Source organism: Eudoraea sp. (assembly GCF_049665975.1).
GTDB lineage: Bacteria > Bacteroidota > Bacteroidia > Flavobacteriales > Flavobacteriaceae > Eudoraea.
In genome coordinates, this window is the sequence record NZ_JBATGR010000136.1 from 1 (window position 1) to 8225 (window position 8225).

7 protein-coding genes and 1 pseudogene are annotated in these 8225 nt (G+C 37.1%); 1 reads left to right on the plus strand and 7 read right to left on the minus strand.

Going from position 1 to position 8225, the window contains the following annotated elements; all coding sequences use genetic code 11:
- Positions 1-1437: phosphoenolpyruvate carboxykinase (ATP) (gene pckA, locus WBN20_RS05280; protein ID WP_424280968.1), on the plus strand; the 1437-nt coding region annotated here is incomplete at its 5' end.
- Positions 1438-1509: 72 nt separating this feature from the next.
- On the opposite strand, the gene WBN20_RS05285 is transcribed toward pckA, so the two are convergent.
- From WBN20_RS05285 to WBN20_RS05315, 7 genes and pseudogenes are all read right to left on the minus strand, one after another.
- Complete coding sequence (locus WBN20_RS05285) at positions 1510-2334, minus strand: GIN domain-containing protein (RefSeq protein ID WP_424280969.1); 825 nt, start codon at positions 2332-2334, stop codon at positions 1510-1512.
- 143 nt (positions 2335-2477) lie between these two features.
- Positions 2478-4298 carry a cytochrome c oxidase subunit I gene (locus WBN20_RS05290; protein ID WP_424280970.1) on the minus strand — a complete coding sequence of 607 codons (1821 nt, stop codon included), beginning with the start codon at positions 4296-4298 and terminating at the stop codon, positions 2478-2480.
- A 45-nt stretch (positions 4299-4343) separates the two neighbouring features.
- Positions 4344-5402, minus strand: a complete 1059-nt coding sequence (locus tag WBN20_RS05295; RefSeq protein ID WP_424280971.1) for a cytochrome c oxidase subunit II — start codon at positions 5400-5402, stop codon at positions 4344-4346.
- Between the two features lie 30 nt (positions 5403-5432).
- The gene (locus WBN20_RS05300; RefSeq protein WP_424273906.1) at positions 5433-6752 is read right to left on the minus strand and encodes a quinol:cytochrome C oxidoreductase; all 1320 of its coding nucleotides are present in this window, start codon (positions 6750-6752) and stop codon (positions 5433-5435) included.
- Positions 6753-6768: 16 nt separating this feature from the next.
- Entirely contained in the window at positions 6769-7329 is a 561-nt protein-coding gene (locus WBN20_RS05305) for a c-type cytochrome (protein WP_424272074.1), read from the minus strand.
- A gap of 3 nt (positions 7330-7332) precedes the next feature.
- Positions 7333-7863, minus strand: coding sequence for a DUF3341 domain-containing protein (locus WBN20_RS05310; protein ID WP_424272075.1), 531 nt, complete (start codon positions 7861-7863; stop codon positions 7333-7335).
- 2 nt (positions 7864-7865) lie between these two features.
- Positions 7866-8225 (minus strand): annotated as a pseudogene (locus WBN20_RS05315) (NrfD/PsrC family molybdoenzyme membrane anchor subunit); the annotation flags it as partial.

Sequence of the window (8225 nt, forward strand, 5' to 3'; positions counted from 1 at the left end):
CCAAAGGATAAAAGAATCGTAAGACACCCCGATTCCGAAAATAATATTGACTGGGGTGATATCAATATCGGTTTGGATGAACATACCTTTATGGTAAATCATGAACGTGCATTAGATTTTTTAAATATTTGCGATCACTTATTTGTAGTTGATGCTTATGCCGGTTGGGATCCAAAATACAGAATTAAAGTCAGGATTATCTGTACAAGAGCCTACCATGCTCTGTTTATGCAGAATATGTTAATAATGCCAACAGCTGAAGAACTGGAAAATTTTGGAGAACCGGATTATGTTGTGATGAATGCAGGTGGATTCCCTGCTAACAGGTATACTTCTGAAATGACTTCTAAAACAAGTGTAGATCTTAATTTGGAACGCAAGGAAATTGTAATTCTTGGAACTCAGTATGCCGGAGAAATGAAGAAAGGTATTTTCTCTGTTATGAATTATTTAATGCCTTTGGAAAATGTATTACCAATGCACTGTTCTGCAAATGTGGGTGAAAAAGACGACGTAACAATACTGTTTGGTTTATCTGGAACAGGCAAGACCACTTTAAGTGCTGATCCTAAGCGAAGATTAATTGGAGACGATGAACATTGTTGGACAGATCAGGGTACATTTAATATTGAAGGGGGATGTTATGCTAAAGCCATAAACCTTTCTGCTGAGAAAGAACCCGATATTTTTAATGCTATTAAATTTGGTACCGTTCTGGAAAATGTCGTGTATGATAAGTTTAGCAGGGAAGTAGATTATACAGATACTTCTATTACACAAAATACCCGAGCTTCTTATCCAATACGGTATATAGATAATGTACAAATACCTTGTGTTGCAGGTCATCCGGAAAATATTATTTTCCTTACCTGCGATGCTTTTGGTGTATTACCTCCAGTGAGCAAACTGACTCCTGAACAGGCCAGTTACCACTTTATTTCAGGATATACGGCTAAGGTAGCCGGTACGGAAATGGGTGTAACTGAACCACAGGCAACATTTAGTGCTTGTTTTGGGGCAGCATTTATGATGTGGCACCCAAATAAATATGCTGAATTACTGGCAGAAAAAATAAAAGAACATAAAGCTACCGCCTGGTTGGTTAATACCGGCTGGACTGGTGGAGCACATGGTGTAGGCTCAAGAATGAGCCTTAAGTATACCCGTGCAATGATTGATGCAATTCACCATAATGATTTTGACAAGGTCGAATTTACAACAGATGAGGAGTTTGGCTTTCAAATTCCACTTAGCTGTCCAAATGTGCCCTCTGAAATTCTCATACCGAAGAATACCTGGGAAGATAAGGAGCAATATCAGGTAGTTAAGAAGAAGCTTGTAGGGCTTTTTAATGAAAATTTTAAAAAGTTTGCAGCTAACGTAAATACCAAGATTGTTGAGGCAGGTCCAAAAGCGGATTTTTCCCTTCAGTCCTAACTAAATTAAGTTTAGCACAAAACCCCATCGCCTAGATCGATGGGGTTTTTTGTTTATGGTTTAGACTAAGTATTATTCTTCCCTTTTATATAACTCTGAAGTATTTAGAAATTCCTTCAAAATTATCTTGGGGTTACCCCACAAATAAGTCTTTGCAGCACCACTGGATGAAAGTTCAATACTTTTATAAGCGTATAATCTTGCTCTGGTAGTCTCTTCCAGATCAGCACTAATTACTCCTGCTTCCATTTTTTGGGCCTTGAGGTTACTGCTTCCGAACAACTTTATATTTAAAGTATCTAAAGTTCCCTCCACTTCTGCCGAGGAATTATTATACATCTCAATGTTACTATTACTTATTATACCATATAAATTAAGATTTACTTTATCTCTTAAATTCAGATTTAAAGAATCGGATTGCAGGTTAAAATCACCAGTACTATTACCTTCCATAAGAATATTCATAATCGAAGCCCTGGCATTCAACACAAGTTTAGAAGATCCATAAGTACTGATTTTCAGCTCATCAGAATTTATCATATCCTTCGTAATCACCTTGCCTTGCTGAATTATTATTCTTTTAAGTTCATTGAAGTTCACCGTTATCTCCAGCTGCTTTTTAGCCGTAATCTTATAAAATGACCTTATTACAAGTGTGCTGTCTACCACATCAAACCTCAAAATATCTATCAAATTATCATCTGCGGAAATTGAATATCCGGGAATAGCGGTTTCTTTTAAGATTATTTCCAGATCATCCCTGACTTCTATGGCATTGAAGAAGGGCAGATCTTCATTTACCTCCACTATGGATTTATTGCCTTTAATTTTAGGCTTTCTCTGTGCACTTACCGCTAATGTGGTGAATGCTATAAAAAATATAATAATGTTCTTCACGATAACGAATTTAATAATTATTCCTACTAAAAATAAGTCAAGCTAATTATTTTATAAAAGCCTTATACATAATCTTCCATTAGCAGTATAAAAAAAGCCCATCAAAAGATGGGCTATATAAATATGAGTTAACAATTTATTCTTTAATGATTCAATTCCTCTTCATCCTGTTGAAGTGGTATGTTTTGAGGTACAAAATCCTGACCCGGAATTACATATTCCCCATTTTCCTGAGTTTTGCTATAATCATATGCCCATCTGTGTACCTCTGGAATTTTACCTTCCCAGTTTCCGTGGAAGTGCTCAATTGGTGCAGTCCATTCCAGCGTATTAGATTTCCATGGATTCTGTTCAGTAGGTTTCCCATAAAAAATACTACTGATGAAATTATATAAGAAAACTAATTGAGCCAGACCAGCTATCAGTGCAAAAACAGTAATAAGAACATTTACATCTGTTAGTTCATCAAACATCGGAAAGGCAGTATTTTCATAATAACGCCTTGGCACCCCTGCCATTCCAACAAAATGCATGGGAAAAAATACCCCATATGCACAGATTGCAGTGATCCAAAAGTGAACATAGCCTAAATTCTTATTCATCATTCTCTTGAACATTTTAGGGAACCAGTGATAGACTCCGGCAAATAATCCATATAAGGCCGAAATACCCATTACCAGGTGAAAGTGAGCCACAACAAAATAAGTGTCGTGAACATTTATATCCAATGTGCTATCTCCAAGAATAATACCGGTTAATCCTCCGGAAATGAAAGTTGACACCAATCCTATTGAGAAAAGCATACCAGGATTTAATTGTAAATTACCCTTCCATAAGGTGGTTATATAATTAAATGCTTTAACCGCAGATGGGATAGCTATTAAAAGTGTAGTAAACGTAAATACAGATCCAAGGAATGGATTCATTCCCGAAACAAACATATGATGGCCCCAGACAATTGTAGATAAAAATGCAATTGCTAGAATTGATGCCACCATAGCCCTATAACCAAATATTGGTTTACGCGCATTAGTAGACATTACTTCCGAAGTAATTCCAAGAGCAGGTAATAGTACAATATATACTTCAGGATGCCCTAAAAACCAAAACAAGTGCTCAAACAATACTGGGGAACCTCCCTGATAATGAAGGACTTCACCCTGAATAAAAATATCAGACAAGAAGAAAGATGTTCCAAAGCTTCTGTCCATTATCAACAACAGCGCTGCTGAGAGTAATACAGGGAAAGAAATTACTCCAATTATTGCTGTTACAAAAAATGCCCAAATGGTTAAAGGAAGTCTTGTCATAGACATGCCTTTAGTCCTTAGATTAATTACTGTAACTATGTAGTTTAATGATCCTAATAAGGAAGAGGCAATAAAGATTGCCATAGAAACCAACCATAGTGTCATTCCCATTCCCGATCCAGGTTGCGCCATTGGCAGCGCACTAAGCGGAGGATAGATAGTCCATCCTGCAGCTGCAGGTCCTGCTTCTACAAAAAGGGAAATAAGCATGATTACACTGGACACAAAGAACATCCAATATGATAACATATTCAAAAAACCGGAGGCCATATCCCTTGCACCAATCTGCAACGGAATTAGAAGATTACTAAAAGTACCGCTTAATCCGGCTGTTAGGACAAAGAACACCATTATAGTACCGTGAATGGTAACCAATGCAAGGTACATATCTGCATCCAAAACTCCACCAGGTGCCCAACCTCCTAATAATGCTTCGAAAATAGGAAATGATTCTCCAGGCCATGCTAATTGCATCCTGAATAAAAGAGACATGGCAATACCAATAATACCCATAATCAAACCAGTAATAAGGTACTGTTTTGAAATCATCTTATGATCCTGACTAAAAATATACTTTGTTACAAATGTCTCTTTATGATGATGTACATGATCATCTGCGTGATCATCAATATGGGCATGTGCAGTAACAGACATAATCGAATTTTTTTTTATATTAATTTTCCTTTTGTATAGCTCTATTTATTGCATGGATGCCATAGTCTGACTAAAAGTCTGCTGACTTTCCATCCATGTATTATAATCTTCTTCGCTTTCTACTATAATCTTCATCTGCATATTATAGTGCGATTTACCACAAATTTTATTACACAGAAGGATATAATCAAATTCCCATGGATCGGAGTTGTCTTCTCCATTAGCTGCCCGTTCTGCTCTAATTTTGTTGGTCCTTTTTACTTTATCTACCACATCCGGCTTTAACCTCATCTCAGCAGTAGTTATAGTTGGTGTAAAAGAAAACTCAGTGGTCATTCCAGGTACGCAATTCATCTGAGCTCTAAAATGAGGCATATAGGCGGAGTGCAATACATCCTGTGAACGCATTTTAAAATTTACTTTTCTACCAACAGGCAGATGTAATTCCTTTACAATAATATCATCAGAGGCATTAGGGTCAGATTCATCCAATCCTAAAACATTTGCCTTATCAATATCAATCATTCTGACATTGGCGCCTCCTAATACATTGTCTGTTCCACCATATCTCGCCGTCCAATTGAATTGTTGAGCGTAAAGTTCTACAATTAGTGGGTCATCCTCATCATTGATATCCATTATGTTGGTCCAGGTATATAAACCCCACAGGATCAATCCGGCTAACACAATCACTGGTATTATCGTCCATATAAATTCCAGCCTGTCATTATCTGCAAAGAACAGCGCCTTTTTCCCTTTTTCGCCACGATATTTGTACCCAAAATAATGCAATAAAGCCTGCGTAAGGGTTTGTACAAAAAAGATAATAATGAATGAAACAAGTAACAGGTAATCATAATCTCCCCCATGGGCCGAAGCTGCTTCAGGCAATAAGACTTTAGTGTATTTATAAAAACTAAATATGGTTATCCCATAAATAAATATCAAAAAAGCGAACAACAAGTAACCATTATACTTGTTATCCTTATCGGTCGCCACTTGTGAATCTTCTGACTTTAGTTTGGACAATTCAAAGATTTTGGTCATTTGCCAAATTGCAATTGCCACTAGTACTAAAACAATTAAGATCAATAATGTAGTCATTGTATGTATTGAAATTATACTTTAAAATTACTAATAATGAAAATGCCTGCTTTCCTCTATAAAAGGATTACGGGTAGGTTGCAAAGGAGCATGCGTTAACGCTCTGAACACCCAGAAAATAAAAGCTCCTGCGAAAAAAAGTATAGCGCCCAATTCCGGAATTCCTATATACCATTGGTCGCCTACCGTGGCCGGCATTATCATATTAAATATATCTAAATAATGTCCTGCAAGTAACACGATACCAGTCATAATTACAAACCAATTCACTCTTTTATAATCACTATTCATTAATAGTAACACAGGAAATATAAAGTTCAAAGCAACCATACCGAAAAACGGCAGATTGTAGTCTTCAATCCTGGTAACAAAATAGGTTACTTCCTCGGGTATATTTGCATACCATATCAACATAAACTGACTAAACCAGAGGTAGGTCCAGAATATACTAAAGCCAAACATAAATTTAGCCAAATCATGAATATGACTGTCATTAACATCAGGTAAATATCCTTTTGATTTGAGGTAGATGGTAACCATAGCGATTACCGTTATACCGGAAACGATCATACTAGCAAAAACATACCATCCAAACAAGGTACTGAACCAATGTGGATCAACACTCATTATCCAATCCCAGGACATAATAGATTCTGAAATAAGATAAAATACAAGGAAAGCAGCCGAGAATCTAAAGTTCTTTTTAAAATTGGAATTATCATCAGAATTATCTTGTGCAATAGAAAGCTTTCGAGATATTTCACGATAACCAATCCATCCTCCAAGGAAAATTGCGGCTCTTATAAGAAAGAAAGTGGGATTAAGATACCCCGCCTTATTTTGTAGTAATTTATCATGAGCTACAACATCGGCATCCATCCAAGTAAACATATGATTAAAATGTAATACTGAAAGCACCAGAATAACAAATACTATTATCCCTCCAGGAACAATGTAGGCCGTAATTCCTTCCATAACCCTGAATAACATAGGTGACCATCCAGCCTGGGAAGCCCTTTGAATTCCATAAAACGCGAGAACCCCTAAGGCAATCATAAAGAAGAAGAAAGCTGCCACATATAATGCAGACCAAGGCCTGTTTTGCAGTTGATGCAATAGGTGTTCATCATGAGCACCACTGTGATCAGAGGCCTCTCCATGATCGGAGGCCATTGCCTGGGATGCATCCTCCCCGTGTGAGTCTCCGTAACCGTCATCATGAACGGCTACCATAGCTTTGGCTTCCTCTACCGTATCAGGTGCGGATACAAAGCCAATGCCAATTCCCAATACCCCAACGGCCATGAGAATAAAGGAAGCTATTTTTAATCTGTTTGAAAACGTGTACATATTAAAGGTCTATGTATTATTTTGTTAAGTCTTGTTTTAGTTGCATTACGTACTCAGATACCTGCCAGCGTTCTTCATAATCAAGTTGGCCCGCATAGGATCCCATGGAATTTAAACCGTAATAAATCGTATGATAGGTACTTCCAACAGTAATATTCCTCGCGGCATCATCATAGCTGGGTACACCTAGTATTTTTTCTCTTTTTACAAGAGTTCCCTGTCCTTTACCCTGATTGCCATGGCAAATGCCACAATATATAGTATAAAGTTCCTTGCCTTTTGTAAGATTAGCTTCCATTTGCAATGAATCCAACGGGCTTTTTTGCAATCTTGCCATTTCCTTGCTCTCCAGATCATTACCAAACTCATAAGGTAACCATCCTCTATGAATAGTATTTTCCGGTGGGGTCATAGCTTCAGATCCACTTGGAAGAAAATCAACTTGCTGATAGGTCTCATAACCCACCGGCTCATACATATTTGGCATATATTGATAGTTTGGCGCATTTTTATCTGCACAAGCAGAAACCAATCCAATTACTGCCAGAATCATTACTATTTTTATAAAACGCTTCATTTTCTAATGACTGTTTTTAATAATGTTCAACTCCACTGCTCCCGTATCTAACAACAAATCTTTTAATGCAGACTCGTTATTATGTACTTCAATTTCCATAATAAAATGTGCGTCTGTTGTTCGCACATCAGGATTCTCCGCCTTTTTAAATGGCCATAACCTACTGCGTAAATAAAATGTGATCACCATTAAATGCGCGGCAAAAAAGACCGTTAATTCGAACATAATGGGCACAAAGGCAGGCATGTTTTCTATATAGGTAAAGCTGGGTTTACCACCAATATCCATTGGCCAATCATCAATCATTATGTATTTCATCATAACAATAGAAACAATTAATCCCAAACAGCCATACATAAATGATGTAATTGCTATTCTGGTTGGGGCCAAACCCATTGCTTTGTCCAAACCATGTACAGGAAAAGGACAATAGACCTCTTCAATATGATGTTTTTCAGCTTTAACCTTTTTAACGGCGTGCATCAATACATCATCATCATCATAGTATGCGTGGATAACAGTAGTAGCTGCCATAATTATTTATCGTTGTTTAAAAACATTCTTGCCTGTCCTGCCCAATCATCTCTCTGGGCTCTGCCAGGGAATGTGCCTGTAAGGGAATCAAGCAAATCGTATTCTTTTTGGGTCATTTTACTCACTTGTAAAAAGCTGAAAATTCCCAATTTGTTAAGGGTCTTTTCCATTAAAGGACCAATCCCTTTTACTTTTTTAAGATCATCTGGGTCCTGAGTTCCCGCATCAAAACTTCCTAGTGCATTAAGTAAACTTTCTTCTTGATTTGATTCCGAAGGGACTACAGCCTCCTGATTATTGTTAACGATGGTTTCTCTTACAATACCATTTTTACTTATTGTATATAATGGTTTACCTGCATC